Source organism: Flavobacterium sp., assembly GCF_025352425.1.
Lineage (GTDB): Bacteria > Bacteroidota > Bacteroidia > Flavobacteriales > Flavobacteriaceae > Flavobacterium.
This window is the reverse complement of the sequence record NZ_JANXTI010000073.1, coordinates 1-19668: the sequence shown is the minus strand read 5'-3', so window position 1 is coordinate 19668 and position 19668 is coordinate 1. Positions and strand designations below refer to the sequence as shown.

The following is a 19668-nucleotide window of genomic DNA, read 5'->3' as shown; positions in this document are numbered from 1 at the left end:
ATCACAACATTCGGATCTGTCGAAATCTCCGGATTCTTAATCACCAGATTGAAACAATAAAGACCATCATTGTTTAAGCTGTCATCACAAACTACGTAAGGAGTTGGATTGTTGATTGTTGGTGCTGTGTTTACGGTGACTACCGCAGAACCAGTCTGAGTTTGTGAGCAAGCCGGAGATGCTCCATCCTGAACACTTACTAAAGCATACGTATATGCACCCTGTGGTGTTGTTGGAACATTCACCGAAACACTATTTCCACTAGTGGTTGAAATCGGCGGTTGCGCAACGGTATTAATTGAATATGTGAAAGTATACGGGGCTGTACCGTTTGCACCGGTAAATATAATTTGTGGTGATGCTGCATTCAAACATACTGCTGTAGTACCGGAAATTGTTGCAGTTGGTAATGGGTTAATAATTATAGTGGCAATGCTACTATCGTTGATACATGGGGCAGTTCCAATTACAGTATAGGTAAAAGTTGAAGTGGTAACTCCAAGCGCCGGGGTAAAGATTCCTGTAGCGGAATTTAATGTACCACCCGTTCCTGTTGTTCTTGTCCATGTTCCTCCAGTTTGCTCACCTGTAATTAAAGTATACAAATTAATTGGTATAGAATCATTTCCACAAATAGTAGTTCCACCATCAGTACCTGCTGTAGGTTGTAGATTAATTGTAATGGTAGCCAAACTGCTATCATTGGTGCATGGTGCTACTCCGATTAAAGTATAGGTAAAAGTCGAATTGGTTGCTCCAACTGCAGGCGTATAGGTTCCGGCACCTGAATTGAAAGTTCCTCCGGTTCCTGTTGTTCTTACCCAAGTTCCACCAGTTTGTTCTCCGGATATTAAACTGAATAAATCTACTGCTGCTATACTGGTTTCGCAAACAACCGTTCCTCCGTCAACACCAGCATTAGGTTGTGGATTTATAGTAATAGTCGCTAAACTCGTATCGTTAATACAAGGAGCGATTCCAATTACTGTATAAGTAAATATTGAAGTAGTAGCTCCAACCGCGGGTGTAAATGTTCCTGAAGCGGCATTGAAAGTTCCTCCTGATCCTGAGGTTCGTGTCCAAACCCCACCCGTTTGTTCACCCGTAATTAAACTGAATAAATTGATTACTGCAACACTCGTTTCACAAACAACTGTACCTCCATCATTTCCTGAAGTAGGTTGTGGATTTACAGTTATTGTAGCAACACTACTATCATTAATACATGGAGCAATTCCGGTTACTGTATATGTAAAGGTTGAAGTAGTTGCACCAATAGCCGGAGTGTAAGTTCCGGAAACAGCATTAAAAATTCCTCCTAACCCCGTGGTTCTTACCCAAGTCCCACCTGTTTGTTCTCCAGTAATTAAACTGAATAAATCAACAGCAACAATGCTATTTTCGCAAACAGCAGTACCGCCGTCACCACCAGCAGTAGGTTGTGGGTTTATAGTAACAGTAGCTAAACTAGTATCATTGATACAAGGTGCTATTCCTGTCAAGGTGTATGTAAAAGTGGAAGAAGTTGCTCCAACTGCCGGAGTATATGTTCCTGCAGCGGCATTAAAAGTTCCACCTGATCCTGTGGTTTGTGTCCAGACTCCACCAGATTGTTCTCCAGTGATTAAACTAAATAAATTGATAGCTGTAACACTCGTTTCACAAACAACTGTACCGCCATCAGTTCCTGCATTAGGTTGTGGATTTATAGTTATTGTAGCAACACTGCTATCATTACTACACGGAACAACTGCTGCTACGGTATATGTAAAAGTAGAAGTCGTGGCTCCAACTGCAGGAGTATAAGTAGCAGTAGCTGCATTGAAAACTCCTCCTGTTCCTGTCGATCTTACCCAAGTCCCACCAGTTTGTTCTCCGGTTATTAAACTGAATAAATCTATAGATGCTGTACTCGTTTCGCAAACAACTGTACCACCGTCAACTCCAGCAGTAGGTTGCGCAACAATGCTTACAGAAGCTAGACTCGAATCTGTTATACATGGAGCAATACCTACTATTGTATAGGTAAAGGTTGAACTTGTCGCGCCAATTGCCGGAGTATAGGTGCCCGCAGGGGCATTAAAAGTTCCACCAGTTCCTGTGATTCGTGTCCAAACTCCTCCTGGTTGTTCTCCAGTAATCAAACTAAATAAATCTATAGGTGTCGTGCTCGTTTCGCAAACAACTGTACCTCCGTCAACACCTGCATTTGGCTGTGCACCAATAGTTACTGTTACAAGACTGCTATCAGCGCCACAAGGTGCAATACCTGGTACTGTATAGGTAAATGTTGAAGTTGTTGCCCCTGCTGTAGGTGCAAATGTTCCTGCTCCAGCATTGAAAATTCCTCCCGTTCCTGTTGTTCTTACCCACGTCCCACCAGTTTGCTCTCCTGTTATTAAACTAAATAAATCTATAGGTGTACTACTGGTAGCACAGATAACAATTCCTCCATCAGTCCCGGCATTAGGTCCTGCGATGATATTTACTGTAGCCAGGCTACTATCATTAGCACAAGGAACTACTCCGGTTAGTGTATAAGTAAATGTTGATGTTGATGTCCCTGCAGATGGTGTAAATGTACCTGCAGCTGCATTGAAAGTTCCTCCGGTTCCTGTTGTTCTTACCCATGTTCCACCGGTTTGTTCTCCGGTTATTAAAGTGAATAAATTAATAGGTGTGGTATCTCCATCACATATATTGATGCTTCCGTCTCCTCCTGCATTGGACATTGGACTGACAATGAGATCAAAATCTGTGGTATAATATGTAGTAGGAACAACGTTACTCTGCATTCGGATATAAAGGGTTTGATTTGTTCCAACAAAACTATTGATAGGATTTATTTCAGTACCAGGTGTCCCGGCATTTGCCGCTGCCTGTGATAAATAATAAGTGAATGTATAATCGGTGGCGTTTTGACTACCCAATGCAATGGCTGTTTGCGGGGTTAAATTAAAGACCGCGGTTCCGCTACCTAATGAACTCTCACAAAGAGTCAAATCAGGAACAGGAGATATTGCTCCGCAGGAAATTATTAAATTAAAAGGTTTTACAACAGTACACCCATAGCTATTCAGATAAATTGCTACGTATATGGTTTGTCCCGCACTTACAAAAGCACTTGGATTCGCAATGGGATTAGAAACAGTAGCGGCATTCGCAGCACTTAAGTGATAAGTTATATCGTAATCTGATGGGTTTAAACTTCCTAAAATAACACTGGCATTTGATGTTAAATCAAAAGTATTTGTGCATTGAGTAATATTAAGCGGTGCATTTGTTAAATCCGGATTTACATTTAATGTTACAGTATTGCTAGCCGTTTGTAGTACACCACATACATTAAAAACAGTTTCTAGTGTGTAAGTAGTGGTTGCAGCAGGACAAACCTGAATGGTTGGTCCGGTACCAATAAAGTTTGCGGGTGAAACAGGTCCCACGTACCAATTTATCGTTTGAGACACAGGTGGACCCGTTGGAGTAAATCTCCATGCTTCTGAAACGTTATCAGTATTAGTAGTATTTGATGGTGTTGGATCTGTACTAAATGCGGCTGCGTTTCTACCAGGTGCGGCAACAGCTTGTAATCCTGTACCATCGATTACCCCTATTGTACCTCTTCCACCGTTCCAGCCGGTACATGCTACCCTTCTTTGTACATACACTTCAATTATATTTGAAACTTCATACAAAACAATTTGACTAGTCGATAAACCTATAGTGTTCCCACACGAAAATTGAGGACAATTAGTAAAATTAGCAACAAATTTCCGGCAAGGATAGGTTCCAATAACCTGATAATTAACACTTATTTGAGTTCCCGCCGGTGGCACCACAGAAAAATCAGTATCCTGATAAACGCCGAATATTGCATTTTTTATAGGGAAACCGGCATTAGGTATAGTTGTATTATAGGGCCAAGGACAATAATCGCCACAATTAAATACATCTGCCGCTGTTGGATATGGAAAGTGGATTACCTGATTGGTCCCTACATTTAATTGTTGATAATTTTGACCATAAAAACAAAAGTTCATACCTGCCGGAAATGTAAATGGACAAGACCAATCGTCATCACCAAAAGCGGATCCCGGACCAATATTAATCCATGATGGGTTTTCGAAAGCTGCCTGTGGGCAGAAAGGGATTGATGTAACGGCATAAGTGGAAGTCGAAGGAACAGGCGAAACATTGGCCTGTAGTGTTCTACACTCGCCTGTTGTACAAAGTGTCAAATCAAGCGGTGAAGTTCCAGGTGCAGCTTGCGTTGCAACTGTAGCACAGCCATTAGGAACAACTGTAATGGTCACAATTACCCCTGTGTAATCTCTTTGACAAAATGTGGCAAAACTTTTAACACTTACAAGTGTATAAACAGTCGTTGCATTTAAAATTGGTGTATTCCAGTTAAGGGTACCCGAAGCTGGAACAAAAGGGCTGTATGAATTTCCTAAATTATTTACTAACGTTACAGTGGAGTTTGGGGTTCCTGTAATAAGAAATGTAGCCGTATTCCCCGGACATATTGTTATATTTCCCGTAATATTAGCCACAGGTAAAGGATTTACGGTAATAGTAATCGATTTAGTTACTGTACATGCGCCAATTGTAGACGAGACCGTGTAAACTGTCGTAACTGTTGGAGTAACTGTTGGATTGGGACTGTTAGGTGTTGTCAAACTGGGATCTGCCGGAGCTGCCGTCCAGGTGTAAGGGTTTGAACTTCCGGTAACGGAAAGTGTAGTCGAACTTCCTATACAAACTGCGGCACTCGTACTGGTTATTGTCAAAAAAGGTCCAACAACAACGTTACCCATGGAGACGGTTGTCGCCGTTGGTAGAGAACTATCTGTAACCGACACAGTATAAATCCCGGGAGGTACTCCCGGAAAAATACCGGTAGGACTATTTTGGGTTACCGGACCTGTAATATTATAATTCGTATAGGGTAACGTCCCTCCAATACCATTTACTGTTATCGAACCATCATTGGCGCTGGCACACAGGGCATTGGTAACATTATATGTTACCATTAAATCATCGGTAAGCATAAAGTCGTCTACAGCAAAGTCGTTACCAACGTCGGTTGTGTTGTTATTCCATAATTCAATCGTTGCGGTGGTGGCGGTTGCTGTAAAAGAATATACTACATGCCTCCAACCTAAAGCGGGCAAAGGAGCCAATGTCGTTCCAGCGACCAACGTTAATCCGCTTGCGCCCGTTACTTGTATGCGAATATCTGCTTGTGATGTCGGGCCCGTGACCAAGTTCGAAGCCGATTGAATCCAGTAACTAAATCTGTAAGTAGTTCCTATCGTGAGGGTTGTAATTCCGGCACCTGTATTACCTGCTTTCCAAAATCGGGGATTACCAGCGGTCATATTGCCGTCGATAATCAACATTTTCCCATTCCCCGTAGTATGGTCAGATGCCTGAATAAAATTAGCAGAATTTATTATATTTGGATTGGTGGCAAAGGCAAAGTTTCCTGTCGTAGTTGTTCCTGAATATGGGGAATTTAGAAGTGTATATCCAGCTCCATTCGTAACAAAACCTATTCCTGATCCTCCAAGTTCAAAGCCGCCATTGACTATTAAATTTTGTGAAAACAGCGAATTTGCGAATAAAAAAATTAAAAAAAGTAGCGTAAATTTGTTTTTCATTTTGGGAACAATTTTTTTAGCAGCGAAATTTAAGCTTTTTTAAGAAATAATTATCTTAAAATGTTAAAAATTAATTAGTAAAACTATTCCCAACAGATTAATTATAATTATTTATCTTTGTTTTTTAAAATAAAAACCCGAATAATAAAAGAATTTAATGATAAATAGTGATCAATTTAGTGACGAGCTAGGCGAAAACCATATTGCAACAAGTGCCCAAAATCCTGTAAGAAATGATGCGTTTACTTTATCCGATGAACAAAAAATTGAACAAATAAAAAAAGATGTCGAAAATATTCTATATACTCTCGGGATGGATTTGACAGATGATAGTATCAAAGGAACTCCCAACCGAGTTGCGAAAATGTTTGTCAAAGAAATTTTTGGTGGCTTAAATCCAAATAAAAAACCGAAAGCGTCAACTTTTGCCAATAACTACAAATATGGTGAAATGTTGGTCGAAAAAAATATAACTCTCTACTCCACTTGTGAGCATCATTTGTTGCCAATAATTGGCAAAGCGCACGTTGCCTACATTTCAAACGGAACCGTTGTCGGTCTTTCTAAAATGAATAGAATTGTAGATTATTATGCAAAACGACCTCAGGTTCAGGAACGTTTAACGATGCAGATTGTTCAGGAATTACAGCAGGTTTTAGGAACCGAAGATGTGGCTTGTGTTATTGATGCCAAACACCTGTGCGTAAACTCCCGCGGTATTCGCGATATTGAAAGCAGCACTGTGACATCAGAATATGGGGGAAAATTCAACGACGAACAAACCAGAAGGGAATTTCTGGATTATATCAAATTAGACACACAATTTTAATAGCCCGGATTGCAGTGGAAATCCTTTTTACGTCAGTTCGAGTTTGCGAAGCAAGTATCGAGAACAAGTAAAAAGATTGAAACGAAAAGCCGGAAATAGCTCCTAACTAAATGCAATTATACAAAGACCATCAACTAAAGATATACAATTCCCTTTCGGGAGAAAAAGAAGTTTTCAAACCTGTTCATGCAGGAAATATTGGCATGTATGTTTGCGGACCAACAGTGTATAGCAATGTGCATCTTGGAAACGTTCGGACTTTCATGTCGTTTGATATGATTTTCAGGTACTTTTTGCATTTAGAATATAAAGTCCGTTATGTGCGAAATATTACCGATGTTGGCCATATTGTTGACGATGTGGATGATGGTGAAGATAAAATTGCAAAAAAAGCACGTGTGGAGCAACTCGAACCAATGGAGATTGTACAGCGATATACTGTTGATTTTCATGAAGTATTGAACCAGTTTAATTTTCTTCCGCCGAGCATTGAACCTACAGCAACGGGACATATTATTGAGCAGATTGAAATCGTAAATCAAATTATCGAAAAAGGATTTGCCTACGAAAAAAATGGCTCTGTTTATTTTGATGTTGTGAAGTTTAACGAGAACAATCATTACGGAAAATTAAGTGGCCGAAACATTGACGAAATGCTTGCCAATACCCGTGATACCGACGGTCAGAGCGATAAGAAAAACCCACAGGATTTTGCACTTTGGAAAAAAGCCGAGCCGGAACATATCATGCGCTGGCCTTCGCCCTGGGGCGTTGGTTTCCCCGGTTGGCATTTAGAATGTACTGCAATGAGCACCAAATATCTTGGGGAAACTTTTGATATTCACGGTGGTGGAATGGATTTAAAATTTCCGCATCACGAATGTGAAATTGCACAGAATGAAGCCTGCACAGGTCAAAGTCCGGTGAATTACTGGATGCATGCCAACATGCTCAATCTGAACGGTAAAAAAATGTCGAAATCAACTGGCAACAACCTGCTCCCCGGTGAAATTTATTCAGGCGGAAGTCCTTTTTTGAGTAAAGCTTTTTCTGCCAATGTGGCGCGTTTCTTTATGATGCAGGCACACTACAGAAGTATTCTTGACTTTACCAACGATGGAATTGTAGCGGCCGAAAAAGGCTTTAACCGATTGATGGAAGGTATTGATATGCTGAAAGAATTGCAACCAAGTAATGCTTCTACTCTTGATATTGCGGGTTGGAAACAAAGTTGCTATGAGGCAATGAATGATGATTTCAATACGCCAATTTTGATTGCCAATTTATTTGAAGGAATAAAATTTGTCAATCTGATAAATGACGGAAAAGAAACGCTTACTGCTGTCGATTTAAAAGTACTTTCGGAAACTTTAAATACCTTCACGTTTGATGTCATTGGCATTAAGGACGAGAAATCTGCTGCTGATAATTCTGAAAAGTTAGACGGTGTGGTTGAAATGCTGATTGGTATGCGAAATGAAGCCAGAGCCAATAAAAACTTTGCATTGTCTGATCAAATCCGCGACCAATTGCTAGAACTTGGAATCCAGTTGAAAGACGGAAAAGACGGCACTACTTTTACGGTTTAACAAAAAAACATGTTTAAAAAAATTGCTATAGCGCCATTATTGGTACTGATTTACATTTATAAAGCAGTGCTGTCGCCGCTATTACCAACCAGCTGCCGGTTTCAGCCTACATGCTCGAGTTATTTCATTGAAGCGCTGAAGATTCACGGTCTGTTTAAGGGAACGTATTTAGGGGTTCATCGGATTTTAAGATGCCATCCCTGGGGAAAAAATGGCTACGATCCTGTGCCGGAAAAAAAATGTACCCATTAAATTCCTCAATCATCCTACTTTTTTAGAACAAATCACTATTTTTACAACCTAACTTACCAAATTAATTATGATCTGGAATCCGTCGGAAGGAATAAATATCGGCTTTTTCACTATCCGTTTCTACAGCTTAATGTTCGTCATTGCTTTCGGACTTGGGTGGTACATAATGAAACATATTTTTGAAAGAGAAAAAGAGCCACTTGAAAAATTAGATACATTATTTATCTGGACAGTTATTGCCACTTTACTCGGCGCCCGTCTGGGTCACGTTTTTTTCTATGATTGGGAATATTACCGAAATAATTTATTGGAAATTTTACTCCCATTTAGATTTAGTCCAAAGTTTGAATTTACAGGCTTTCAAGGTCTGGCAAGTCATGGTGCAGCTGTTGCCATAATCATTACAATGTATTTTTATAGCTCAAGAGTAATTAAAAAACCAATGCTTTGGGTTTTAGACCGAGTTGTAATTCCGGTAGCCAGTGGTGCTGTCTTTGTTAGAATTGGAAATTTTTTTAACTCTGAAATTGTTGGTAAAATAACCAATTCACCTTTTGGAGTCCGATTTGTGAGAGATTACTATTCTTCGAGAGATGTTGTAAATGCTACTAAAATTACAAATGTAAACGATGCCTATCACGCACTCGTAAACGACCCTAAATATGCAGCGCTGTTAGAAAAAGTTCCTGCAAGACATCCAGCGCAATTGTATGAAGCTTTTGCGTATGTCTTTGTGTTTTTAATTCTGTTTTTCCTGTATTGGAAAACAAAAACCGCTGAAAAACAAGGTTTACTCTTTGGTTATTTCCTTATCCTGCTTTGGTCGGTTCGATTTATTGTAGAATATGTAAAAAAAAGCCAGGGTGGAATTGAAGAAACCTTCGGATTGCTTTCAACCGGACAATGGCTGAGCATTCCGTTTATATTGGTTGGGATTTATTATTTATTCGTTGCCGAAAAGCCGGTTGAATAATAAACATTCATAATAACTAAAAACAAAGCTCCATAAAGGGGCTTTGTTTATGAAACTATTTTTTTCTTACAAAAAAAACCATTAGTTTAGCCCAATAAAAACAAAACTAAATTAATATCATGAAAAAAAGAATCTCTATTGTTGCCTTATTACTATCGATGACAGTTTTATTGAATAGTTGTGGTGTAATGTTTGGAGGAAGCAAGTATAATGGAACCATTATCGCAAAAGACCATCCAAATGCCGAAATCTATGTAAATGGAAATAAATTGGGTAACGGGCAGGCAACTGCACTATTCCCAAGAAACAGAAATTTAACTGTTGAATTAAAAGAACCAGGTTGTGAAACAAAAACACAAACTTTTCGCAATGCATTCAGAACAGGAAATTTCATTTTAAGTATAATTACTTTCGGAGTAGCTGGGTTGGCTGTTGACTTAGGAAATGGTGCTTCATACAGACCAGATTATGTAAAAGATCCTGCGATTAAAAAAGTCAGCATCAAGGATTATACATTTACAGTTGATCCTCCTGTTTGTAAATAATCAAATTATATCAATAAAAAGCCCCTAAATCTGGGCTTTTTTTATTTATTCCGCTTTGCTCAATGCAGTTCTTCCTACGGAGTCGGGGCTTCTTCGTTGGCATTTGATTTGGCATAATTGCGCCATTTATCAATACAATCTTTCATGTCCTGTGGCAATTCGGTGTTAAACTGCAAAAACACTTTTGTTACCGGATGTATAAATCCTAAGGTCTTCGCATGTAACGCCTGCCGTGGTAACGTCTTGAAACAATTGTCTATAAACTGTTTGTATTTGGTAAAAGTAGTCCCTTTCAAAATCAAATCGCCACCATACCGTTCGTCATTGAATAAGGTATGTCCAATGTATTTCATGTGCACCCGAATTTGATGCGTCCTTCCTGTTTCCAGTTTGCAGGAAACCAAAGTAACATAACCAAAACGTTCTAAAACCTTATAATGAGTAACGGCGTGTTTTCCAATATCGCCTTCATGAAAAACAGCCATTTGCATTCTGTCCTTAACGTGTCGGGCAATGTTGCCTTCTATTGTTCCCTCTTCCTCTTTTACATTTCCCCAAACCAACGCAATATATTCGCGCTCCGAGGTTTTATCCTCAAATTGTTTTGCCAAATGCGTCATCGCCTGTTCTGTTTTGGCAACGACCAAAAGTCCGGAAGTGTTTTTATCTATTCGGTGAACCAATCCTGGCCTGTCGCTTGAGTTCTTTGGCAGATTTTCAAAATGAAATGCCAATGCATTGACTAAGGTTCCTGTATAATTTCCGTGTCCGGGATGAACAACCAAACCCGGTGGTTTATTGATTACCAATAATGAATCGTCTTCATAAACAATATCAAGCGGAATATTTTCGGGAAGTACCAAGTTTTCAAACGGTGGATGCGAGAGCATTACCCGAACGACATCAAAAGGTTTTACCCTGTAATTAGATTTTACCGGAATGTCATTCACCCAAATGTTACCATCTTCTGCAGCTTTTTGAATTTTATTTCGCGTGGCGTTGGCAATCAACTGCATCAGAAACTTATCCACACGCAATAATGATTGCCCTTTGTCAGCAACATGTCGATGGTGTTCAAATAATTCCTCTTCTTCTAATTCTGGCGTATCATTATCAAGGCTCATTTGTCGGAATAATAATTTCGGTAGTATCTACCGTAGTAGTGTCAACCGTTTCTTCATAAGTAACTTTTCCGTCTCCGAGTACCAAATCTATTCTGGATGATTTCAGGACTTTGTCTCCTGCTTTTAATTTCTTTCCGTCGAGGCGCAATTCAAGAACCATGTCTTTACCTAAATAAGGTTTATAGGTAATTGTACCTTCCAACAAGCCTACAGCTTCCAGTGTTGGCACCGCCTGGCGATAGGTTTTCTCAATCAAATCCGGCAAGGTAACCATGGTATATTTTGAAGCGTTTATTTTGATGTAAATCTTTCTTCCTTCCTTTACTTTCGCGCCCGCTTTTGGTTCCTGCTCTACAATAGTAAGCTTCGGAAAATCAGGTTTGAAATCAACTGTGTCCAGAATTATATAATCCAAATCGATGGCAGCTAATTTTTCTTCAGCCTGCTCCGCGGAAAGCTTACTCAAATCGGGAACAGTAATTTCCTGTCCGTGATGTGTGGTGAAGGTAATCCAATGAAAAAACAAATAAGCTAAAACGGTAACAATTGCTATGGCAGCGAGAATCTGGACAAAGAAAACCCGGCTTGTTAAATACGCACGTAAACTCATAGGGGAAATTTAATTTGCACAAAGATATAAAAAAAGTTGCGGGTTGTAAGTTGTCGGTTGCTGGAAATAAAATACATTTCGTCTCAATAGCCCCGATGGACGTGGCATCCTTTTATCCTGAACTTGTTTCAGGATCCTGAAACAAGTTCAGGATAAAAGATAGAACAGACAGCGGGACATTACATCCTTATGAAGACAAACGTTGTGCTCCTAAAAATCTTATTAGCCAATAAACTACATGCTACTAACAAGATGTTAAAAAAATTGATAATTTTGTATGAACTAAAACTTACCTAAATGAACGTAGCTGTAGTAATGGGTGGATATTCAGATGAGTCTGTGATATCATTACGAAGTGGTCAATTAATCCTAAATCATCTTGACAAAACAAAATACCGGGCGTTTGAAGTCCATGTGCTTAAAGACGAGTGGTATTGCACAATCGATTCAATAAAATATCCTATCAACAAAGCGGATTTTACTTTTAGCAAAGACAATCAGACTATAAAATTTGATGTTGCGGTAAACACCGTTCACGGAACGCCGGGCGAAGATGGCCATCTGCAAGCGTATTGGGAACTTATTGATTTGCCTTATTCGGGTTGCAATTACTACCAGTCGGCTTTGACGTTTAACAAAAGAGATACGCTTTCTGTTTTGTCAAAATTCAATATTCCAAAAGCAAAATCCATTTATATCACCAAAGGAGAAACCATTGACGGTAAGGCAGTCGAAGCCGAATTAGGCCTGCCCTTCTTTGTAAAACCCAACCAATCAGGAAGCAGCCTTGGAGTTTCTATGGTGAGCACGTTGGATGATTTACCAAAAGCGCTTGATTTCGCTTTCGCGGAAGACAATGACATTCTGATTGAATCCTATTTAAATGGCACCGAAGTTTCTGTTGGGGTTTTGAATTATAACGGGGAGACCAAAGTGTTGGGCATTACCGAAATCCTTTCGCAAAACGCCTTCTTTGATTATGAAGCCAAATATTTAGGCAAATCAGAGGAAATTACTCCGGCCCGAATCTCAAAAGAACTGGAGGATTTGGTTGTTGATACTGCCAAAAAAGTATATGAAAGTTTAGGAATGACGGGCTTTTCGAGAACTGATTTTATTATTATGAATGGCATTCCACATTTTATCGAAATCAATACCAATCCGGGATTGTCGCCTCAAAGTATTTTTCCGCAGCAGGCGGCACACGCAAATATTCCGTTCAGCGATTTGTTAGATAACGAAATAAAGTTAGCTTTACAAAGGAAACCTATTTGGAAAAAATAAAAAGTTATCGGTTCTGAGTTGTCGGTTGGACAGCTTTTAACAGATAACAGATAACAGACAACACATGAAAAGAAAAGCAGTCTTCCCAGGTTCATTTGACCCAATAACTAACGGTCATTACGATATTATCAAAAGAGGCATTTCGCTTTTTGATGAAGTGATTGTTGCCATTGGTATCAATGCTGATAAAAAATACATGTTTTCGCTCGAAGACCGAAAAAGGTTTATTGAAGAATCCTTTAAGGACGAGCCGAAAGTAAAAGTAATAACCTATGAAGGCCTGACGATTGATTTGTGCCGAAAACTGGACGCGGAGTTCATCCTTCGTGGCTTGCGTAACCCAGCCGACTTTGAATTTGAAAAAGCCATTGCCCATACCAACAGAAGATTATCCAAAATTGAAACGATCTTTCTTTTAACCGCTTCCAAAACTTCTTATATTTCTTCCAGCATCGTTCGTGATGTAATTAGGAATGGTGGTGATTATACGGTTTTGGTACCGGAGAGTGTGGTGGTTAAGCATTAGTTTTTAAAAATATTCATTTCCTCATTATAAATAGGGCTCTGTATTCCTAAAAAATTTAAAACACTATGGAACACATGGTTCTGGGATAGCATTTTATTTGGCTTGAGTTGTTTTGAGTTATCAGACATCCAGACAATAAACGGAATCTCATATTGCTGCTTAGGAGCAATGCTCAAAGGCAGTCCATGCATGTACAGGTTGTTTTCCCCTAACGATTCACCATGGTCTGAAACAAAAATCATAGCACTGTTATACTCTTTTAATTCCTTTAAATCTTCTATTACTTTTGATAAGATGTAATCTGTATAAACAATGGTATTGTCATAGGCATTAATCAGTTCTGTCTGGGAACATTTTGCTAATTCCACACTATTGCATACAGGTTTAAAAACCTCAAATTGAGGTGGGTATTTCGTACTATAGGTAGGCCCGTGGCTTGCACTGGTGTGCAATATTATCAATATTTTATTTTTCTTACTGTTTGTGATTCGCTCTTTCAGCCCTTGCAATAGTATTTCATCGTAATCACATGCTTCGCCTTTGCAGTTGGCCTTTAAAGCTTCCTTGTTTTGATAATCCTTTATATGCACGGGCGGTTCACCCCAATTCGTACTTCTCCAGGCAACATCTACATTATTCCTGTTCAGGTAATTTGGTAAAATTTCATATAAATCATCGGTGTTCTTATGCTCCAGTATACCTTTTACACCTGCGGTGGTATAAGTAGCAATGGAATTCGCATTAAAATGATATACATTAGGTATTTTGGAAAGCAGTGGATTTGTGTCTTTCTTGTATCCATATAAAGAAAAATTCTCGCTTCTTGCCGATTCTCCTATGACTAATACTACAACTGATTTCTTGTCATCCTTTATGTTAGCATTGGGCAACAGGATTTCTTTTTCATTCTTTTTGGCTTTATGGACATAAAAAAGAGAAAGGTTTACCGAATAAGACCAGGGCATGGCAAGCCCTCCTAATGTTTTTGAATTTTTATCAATCCACAACACATTGGTTGCATTTGCAAATACTAAAGCCAGAATAAACAAAAGCGTAAGCGAAGTGGTGATTAAAAACCTTTTCAATGGTACTTTTATTATTTTAGCCTTAATGATATAAATGGCCGGAATAATGCCAAACAAGACAATGTATCCAATTAACTTAAAGGAAAAAAAACTGCTGGCCTCTTCATATTTGGTATTGAGTACATTACCAATCATGCTTTCGTCTATTATGACACTATAAGTATTGACAAAGTACACCGCAAGGGCGTTAACAATAAAGAATAAGACCAATAAAAATTTACCCAAACACCGCGAAAGAGAGAAAATCAGGTAAAAGACAAAGGCATTTAAAACCAACATTAGTATCATTAAACTAATAATAAGAAACATGCCGTGTATGCTTTTATACTCAACGTTATTAAAGACAAAGGTGAAAAAAGGTAGATGAAAGAATAAAAAATTAAGCAGACTCATTAGTAAAACAAAATGAGTAAGTTTTAAATTATTTTTTAACGTAAACATATATAATCTTATATAGTGAAACAATCAGGCTAATTAATGCCAAATAAAATATGATTAGATTTTCATTACATATTTTATTTATCAAAACAATGCAGCCACCCAAAAACAATGCAATAAAAATTGGGTAGTATTTTTTATTATTAATCCAATTCCAGATTTTATATTTTCGGCTGATAAAAATACCGGTAAGCCCGCAGCTATATCCAATAATTCCGCCTGTAATGACATCCAACGGATGGTGTGCTCCTACACCTACTCTTGTAAAAACAAAAAGTAATCCAATGGTAATAATGAAAAAACACCATAAAATTTTATAATTCAGTTTTTTAGGCATAAAGGCAAACAACAAAATGGTAATTATCGTAAAAACGGTAATGGAATGCCCTGAAGGTAAACTACTGAAACCCGGCAAAGCTTTCCCTATGATAACAAAACTGTTATTATCATAAGCTTCAGCAGGTCTTGGCACGTGAAAGAGGTCTTTAAGTCCACGTGAAAACAGGGCACAAACCAATAAGGCTGACAGTAATGACTCCCAAATTTTAGGAGCATACAGCACTAAAATACTTAAGAATGATAAAAAAATCAACGCATCACCAATCTGGGTTAGATTGTATATTGTATTTGGAAACTGTGATAATCCGGAATTGATGAAATAGAAGTACTTCTTTTGGATCAGCACATAGTTTTCAACCGTTAATGCGTGCTGGCTGTAAAGAAATAAGGCTATTGAAATTAATAAAATCAGAGGTAAAAAAAATAAGGATGGTCTGAGTTTTGAAAAATTAGCAATTACGTTGGTGTTCATCATGCTATTTGCTTCCGGATTTACTTGGGTAACTTTTATGGATATTCACTTCTTTTTTTGTGGGTTTACTTCTAATATGGTTTTGTATCATGCATTCTCCGATACAGACGTTTACAAATATATTGAAAAGTTATAAAGAATAATACGTATAGAACTACGAAGATTATCATTTGCACATACAAAGCAATTGTACTCGTGTAGAAACACTTCCTGTTTTCACTAATTAGAATAATTATCAATTACTTACTTACTTCTTATGCGCATTACAAAAAAACCTTTGAACCGAGCGAAGCGGCGCATTCAATTTATTACAACTTATCCTTACAACCTTTCCCCTATCCAATAATTGACACAAAAGTGTTTCATATATCCCGTCTGATCTTTCACAAAACGGTGTTTAACAAATAATTATAAGTATAAATAATATAATTGTCTTGTAGAATTATATAACTTTACTTGTAAATTCTCTTTTTAGCTTTGTAGAGTATAACATAAACGAAGACAACATAATAAACCTTACCGTATGAAAAACCTTCTTCTAATTCTCGTGGTTTTAGTTTTTCCATCAATAGTATTAGGACAAACAAAACCCAATTATGTTGGTGAATGGTACCAACGTTCCGCTCAGGGCAAAACACCACAACAGGCAGCTGTTTTTTCAAGAGGTACATCAGACTTTGTACGTACAAAAAAATATAATCTCAACGCCAACAGCAATCAACTCAATTCAATCTTGAATACGCAACCGACACTTTTAAATTTAGTGGTGCCTTTTGGTGATAAAACTTATGTGCTAAATTTATCTCGTGTAGCCGTTACCGCCATTGGTTTTGACGTGCTCACTAATAATGGGAAAGCTGCGCATAACCAAAGCGTTCAATACCGGGGAATTGTAGATAATAATCCACAATATATTGCCTCCCTAAGTTTGTCGGCTGATGAGGTAACGGGGTTTTTCTCCACCTCCGAAGGAAATTTTACCATTACCAAAGAAGGGCTTCAGTTTATTGTTTACAACCAAAAGGATCAACCCATACCAGAAGGAATACTTTGTGGAACCCCTGATGTTACTTATCAGGTTACTGCGCCCACCGCCCCTGTTGCAGGTATCGCCTGTAAAGCCGTAAATGTTTACCTGGAATGCGATTATGCTTTTTATCAAAGTAAAGGCAGCAATATTTCAACCCTTACCAATTATGTAATCGCTTTTTTTAATCAGGTCGCTACTTTGTATGCAAATGAAAATATTGCCATACAAATCTCAGAAATGTTTGTGTGGACCAGCCCAGACCCTTATGCTTCACTAACTACAACAAGCGACGTACTGAATTCTTTCCGTACGACACGTGGTTCAAATTATAATGGCAATCTGGCTCATTTTCTTACAACACGTAATCTGGGTGGAGGAATAGCCTATGTAAATACGCTTTGCAATAAGCCGTATGCTTTTGGTGTAAGTATGATTTATGGTACATACAATAACGCTCCGGCTTACAGCTGGACCGTGGAATGCGTGACCCACGAACTCGGCCACAACCTTGGTTCTCCACATACGCAATCCTGTTCCTGGTCCACCGGACCTCTTGATAACTGTTATGCTGTCGAAGGCACTTGTGCTGCAGGTCCAACGCCGGTAAATGGTGGCACCATAATGAGCTACTGCCATCTTACAAGTATAGGCATAAATTTTAATAATGGTTTCGGTTTTTATCCCGGTAATCTTATCCGCGATAAAGTAATGAACGCAACCTGCATCACCGGCGGCATTTATACCCCTGCTCCTACGTCATTATCTGCCTCCAACATTATGCAAACATCGGCTACATTAAACTGGATTGCTACACCCGGGGCGGTTAATTACTCAATTCAATATAAATTGGATACTGCTGCCAGTTGGATATCCGCAGGTACTACTACTTCAACAAGTACAACTATTTCCGGACTTACTGCGGCAAATAATTATGTGTGGTCAGTAAGATCAGATTGCTCCAGCTTTGCTGCCAATGCTAACTTTACAACTGCAGCTGCGGCTGGATGTACGGTGCCAACCTCATTAACAACAACGAATATTACACAAACAGCGGCAACACTGAACTGGGCGGCTGTTACCGGCGCCACGGGTTACACGGTTCAATATAAAACCCCTGCCGCAACTACATGGACAAGTTTAAACACAACTACTAATTCGCTTGGATTAAGTGGCTTGACTGTGGGTACGAGCTACAACTGGTTAGTAAAAACAAATTGCTCACAGAATTCGGTTGCAACTAGTTTTGCTACCAGCACTATTACTACACCACCGCCTACCACCTACATTTGTACGGTAGCTACCGGCCTTACGGAAACGAATATTACCAGCAATTCCGCTACACTCCGCTGGACAGGTAATTCAAATGCACAATCATACACGGTGCGGTTTAGGGAAGTAGGAGCGATAAGTTGGATAAATTATAACAACGTCATCACTACATCGCAAAATGTGGTGTTGAAACGAAGACGAACTTACGAATGGACAGTGGATACAAAATGTAACAACGGTACAACTTCGGGTGTCACGGCCGTAAAACGTTTTAGCTCGTTGTAGGTTGGTAATAGGACGCTAATTTGCGGTTGAACTTTATAAGTTCCTTTAGTATTTTTCCATCTTAGAGTCCTCTTCCTTTTTAATCACTTTGCGCGCCACTTCAATCTTAAACTTCTTCCCTTTCATTTTCTCGTCGCGAATGTTGGAAAGCAGGTCTTTTACCTTATTGTATTTCACCGCGGCAAACGATATAAAATCCTTTACTTCAATCAGTCCCAAATCACCTTTTTCTAGTTTCCCTTTTTGGGAAAAGAAACCAACGATGTCGATTTTATTAAGTTTGTTTTTCTTGCCACCGCTGATGTAGATGGTTTGGAATTCGGGTGGTTTTGGTAAAGTGGTCGCTTTATCCACGTTTAAAACAGGCATGCCATAATCAATATAGTCGTGTTTCTTTTCGCTTTCATGCGTAATGATATAAGCCGTTCCCGAAGCCATCATTCGAGCCGTTCTCCCATTCCTATGCGTGAACTCATCATCCTTTGAAGGCAAATGATAATGAATTACGTGTTTCATTTCGGGAATATCCAAACCTCGTGCTGCCAAATCGGTTGTAACTAAATAAGGCATACTGCCATTCCTGAACTGGATTAAAGCGCGTTCGCGTTCGTCCTGATCCATTCCGCCATGGTAATAGGTGGCGTAAATTCCTTTTTCGTTTAAGGCGTCGCTAATACGTTCTGCCGCATCTCGGTGGTTACAAAAAATTAAAGCCGATTGCGATTTCAAGGAACAAATCAGTTTAAACAAACAGCCAATCTTATCTTTTTCGTTGGAAATTACCATTTTCATGGAAAGATTCATCTTTTCTTCTTCCGATGGAATAAAATCTAAAACGGTTGGATTGATTACTCTCGTATACTTCGGAATTTCAATTCCGGAGGTTGCCGAAACCAAAATGCGTTTATTTAATTTTGATAATCTGCTGATGATAAAAGACATTTCTTCATGAAAGCCCAACTGCAATGATTTGTCAAACTCATCCAGAACCAAAGTCTGAATGCGGTCAACCTTAAAAGTACCACGGTCAATATGATCGGCAATCCGTCCCGGAGTTCCGATTAAAACAGCCGCCGGATTCGATAAGTTTTTTATTTCGGTATCAATGGAATGACCACCATAGCAAACATTCACTTTATAAGTGGTTCCCATTTTCTTCCAGACTTGTTCAATCTGCAGTCCCAATTCCCTTGAGGGAACCAGAATCAGGCATTGTACTCCCGCCTGGTATTCATCCAATAATTCGAATATCGGTAATAAAAAAGCTAATGTCTTCCCTGAACCTGTTGGCGAAAGCAGCAAAACATTATTATCGTTTAATATAGTTTCCTGTGCAGCAAGCTGCATTTCGT

At 38.9% G+C, this 19668-nt stretch carries 14 protein-coding genes; 8 read left to right on the top strand and 6 right to left on the bottom strand.

All coding sequences use genetic code 11. The annotated features are described in order from the left end of the window. Positions 1–5666, bottom strand: a 5666-nt coding sequence (locus tag Q0Q99_RS09740) for a beta strand repeat-containing protein (protein ID WP_367175030.1), incomplete at its 3' end; no start/stop codon positions are given. A 157-nt stretch (positions 5667–5823) separates the two neighbouring features. Here Q0Q99_RS09740 and folE point away from each other — a divergent pair. From folE to Q0Q99_RS09715, 5 genes are all read left to right on the top strand, one after another. Next, a complete protein-coding gene (gene folE / locus Q0Q99_RS09735; RefSeq protein WP_293894985.1) occupies positions 5824–6495 on the top strand; it encodes a GTP cyclohydrolase I FolE in 672 nt (223 codons plus the stop codon). Between the two features lie 110 nt (positions 6496–6605). After that, positions 6606–8084, top strand: a complete 1479-nt coding sequence (gene cysS, locus Q0Q99_RS09730) for a cysteine--tRNA ligase (protein WP_293894982.1) — start codon at positions 6606–6608, stop codon at positions 8082–8084. A gap of 9 nt (positions 8085–8093) precedes the next feature. Beyond that, positions 8094–8336, top strand: a complete 243-nt coding sequence (yidD, locus tag Q0Q99_RS09725; protein WP_293894979.1) for a membrane protein insertion efficiency factor YidD — start codon at positions 8094–8096, stop codon at positions 8334–8336. A 67-nt stretch (positions 8337–8403) separates the two neighbouring features. Next, complete coding sequence (gene lgt / locus Q0Q99_RS09720; RefSeq protein ID WP_293894977.1) at positions 8404–9309, top strand: prolipoprotein diacylglyceryl transferase; 906 nt, start codon at positions 8404–8406, stop codon at positions 9307–9309. A gap of 119 nt (positions 9310–9428) precedes the next feature. After that, positions 9429–9854: a hypothetical protein gene (locus Q0Q99_RS09715; RefSeq protein ID WP_293894974.1), complete on the top strand. Its 426-nt coding sequence runs from the start codon at positions 9429–9431 to the stop codon at positions 9852–9854. A gap of 74 nt (positions 9855–9928) precedes the next feature. Here Q0Q99_RS09715 and Q0Q99_RS09710 read toward each other — a convergent pair whose 3' ends face one another. Both Q0Q99_RS09710 and Q0Q99_RS09705 read right to left on the bottom strand, forming a co-directional pair. Next, complete coding sequence (locus Q0Q99_RS09710) at positions 9929–10978, bottom strand: RluA family pseudouridine synthase (protein WP_293894971.1); 1050 nt, start codon at positions 10976–10978, stop codon at positions 9929–9931. After that, a complete protein-coding gene (locus Q0Q99_RS09705) occupies positions 10968–11588 on the bottom strand; it encodes a PASTA domain-containing protein (protein WP_293894968.1) in 621 nt (206 codons plus the stop codon). Before Q0Q99_RS09705 ends, Q0Q99_RS09710 begins: the two co-directional genes overlap by 11 nt. Before the next feature lie 297 nt (positions 11589–11885). Between Q0Q99_RS09705 and Q0Q99_RS09700 the strand changes: the two genes are divergently transcribed. Continuing rightward, positions 11886–12872, top strand: a complete 987-nt coding sequence (locus tag Q0Q99_RS09700; protein WP_293894965.1) for a D-alanine--D-alanine ligase — start codon at positions 11886–11888, stop codon at positions 12870–12872. 64 nt (positions 12873–12936) lie between these two features. Next, a complete protein-coding gene (gene coaD, locus Q0Q99_RS09695; protein ID WP_293894962.1) occupies positions 12937–13398 on the top strand; it encodes a pantetheine-phosphate adenylyltransferase in 462 nt (153 codons plus the stop codon). Here coaD and eptA read toward each other — a convergent pair. Beyond that, positions 13395–14924: a phosphoethanolamine--lipid A transferase EptA gene (gene eptA, locus Q0Q99_RS09690; protein WP_293894959.1), complete on the bottom strand. Its 1530-nt coding sequence runs from the start codon at positions 14922–14924 to the stop codon at positions 13395–13397. The two genes, coaD and eptA, sit on opposite strands and share 4 nt — an antisense overlap. Continuing rightward, positions 14905–15732 (bottom strand): phosphatase PAP2 family protein, encoded by an 828-nt coding sequence (locus Q0Q99_RS09685; RefSeq protein WP_293894988.1) that lies wholly within the window; start codon positions 15730–15732, stop codon positions 14905–14907. The genes eptA and Q0Q99_RS09685 overlap by 20 nt, the downstream gene beginning before the upstream one ends. A gap of 523 nt (positions 15733–16255) precedes the next feature. Here Q0Q99_RS09685 and Q0Q99_RS09680 point away from each other — a divergent pair. Continuing rightward, positions 16256–18316, top strand: coding sequence for a M12 family metallo-peptidase (locus tag Q0Q99_RS09680; RefSeq protein ID WP_293894956.1), 2061 nt, complete (start codon positions 16256–16258; stop codon positions 18314–18316). Positions 18317–18361: 45 nt separating this feature from the next. Here Q0Q99_RS09680 and Q0Q99_RS09675 read toward each other — a convergent pair. Then, a partial coding sequence (locus Q0Q99_RS09675) for a DEAD/DEAH box helicase (RefSeq protein ID WP_293894953.1) occupies positions 18362–19668 on the bottom strand: 1307 nt, incomplete at its 5' end.